This window comes from uncultured Leptotrichia sp. (assembly GCF_938036635.1).
GTDB lineage: Bacteria > Fusobacteriota > Fusobacteriia > Fusobacteriales > Leptotrichiaceae > Leptotrichia > Leptotrichia hongkongensis.
Genome location: NZ_CALHQO010000193.1, coordinates 1 through 1,334 on the forward strand (window position 1 = coordinate 1; position 1,334 = coordinate 1,334).

The following is a 1,334-nucleotide window of genomic DNA, read 5'->3' on the forward strand; positions in this document are numbered from 1 at the left end:
CAAAAGTGAATAAAATAAAAGCACTATCGAAAAATTTGTCAAAAATAAAAATTTTTGAGTTTTTAATAACATTAAGGCAGGAGGTAATAAGTAACGGAATGAAGTAAAAAAGCTATATAATAATATTGTTACTACTTCAAAAAGTAGTACAAGTACGGTTATTCTTTCTGCAAATTGCACTCGCTTCCCGTTTAGGAATAACAGAGACACAAGTGAATAAATTCGTACAAAAAGTAATAGTAATGTTAAAAATGTAAAGGTATTTATCATATCTAATTCTCCATATTTCATAGTTTTTATACATTTTATCACATTTAAGATAAATTCTCAAGATAAAATGAAAGAGTTAACTTTAGTTATTTTATAATGTATTATAAATGTCATTAAAATCAAACTAAAAAACTATAATAAATGTTGTTCTCTTGCCATTTTTTCAAGTTCTCTTATTCTGTCATCAGTAGAAGGGTGTGTGCTAAATAAATTTTTAAGATTTCCAAGGCCTGAAAATGGATTTATTATGAACATATGGGCTGTTGTAGGATCTTGTCTGTTCATGGCAATGCTGTGGCTGTAACTTTCCAATTTTTGCAGTGCATTACGTAAATATAATGGATTTCCTGAAAATTCAGCTCCAGCTCTGTCTGCCATGTATTCTCTTTTTCTCGAAATAGACATTTGAATTATAGAAGCTGCTATTGGAGCTAAAAAAGAAAGAAGCATTGCGGTTCCAACATTATTTCTTCTTCTATTCCCATCTCTATTATTTCCGCTTGAAACATAAGGTAAAAATCTTGCAATATTGGCAATTGCTCCAGCAAAAGTGGCAGCAATTGTACTAACCAAAATATCACGATGCTTTATATGCCCTAATTCGTGAGCCATAACTCCAGCCAGTTCGTTGTCATCCATCATTTCTAGTAATCCAGCAGTACAGGCAACTGCGGCATTTTGAGGATTTCTTCCGGTTGCAAAGGCGTTTGGCTGACGTTCTGGAATTATATAAATTTTTGGCATTGGTAAATTGGCGTTTTTAGCTAATCTTTGTATCAATTGATACAATCTTGGATTATTTTCAGGAGTAACTTCCTGTCCATTATAAGCTCTTATAACCATTTTATCACTAAACCAGTAGCTATAAAAACTCATTCCCCCAGCAATAAGAAGTCCAATCAATGCCCCTTGCTGATTTCCCAATATACCACCAATTGCTACAAAAAGAAAAACTAATCCAAACATTAATAAACCTGTTTTCATAGTATTTATAAACATAGGTATTTTTTTTCCTTTCTTTTAATTTGTGTTAAAGGTATTATATTATAAATTGATGTTTTTTT

Annotated in this window: 1 protein-coding gene; it reads right to left on the reverse strand. The window is 31.0% G+C overall.

Features of this window, described 5'->3' with window-relative positions; translation table 11 throughout:
- Positions 1-402 precede the first annotated feature (402 nt).
- Positions 403-1,269, reverse strand: coding sequence for a zinc metalloprotease HtpX (gene htpX, locus Q0370_RS03800; RefSeq protein ID WP_299572333.1), 867 nt, complete (start codon positions 1,267-1,269; stop codon positions 403-405).
- Positions 1,270-1,334 lie beyond the last annotated feature (65 nt).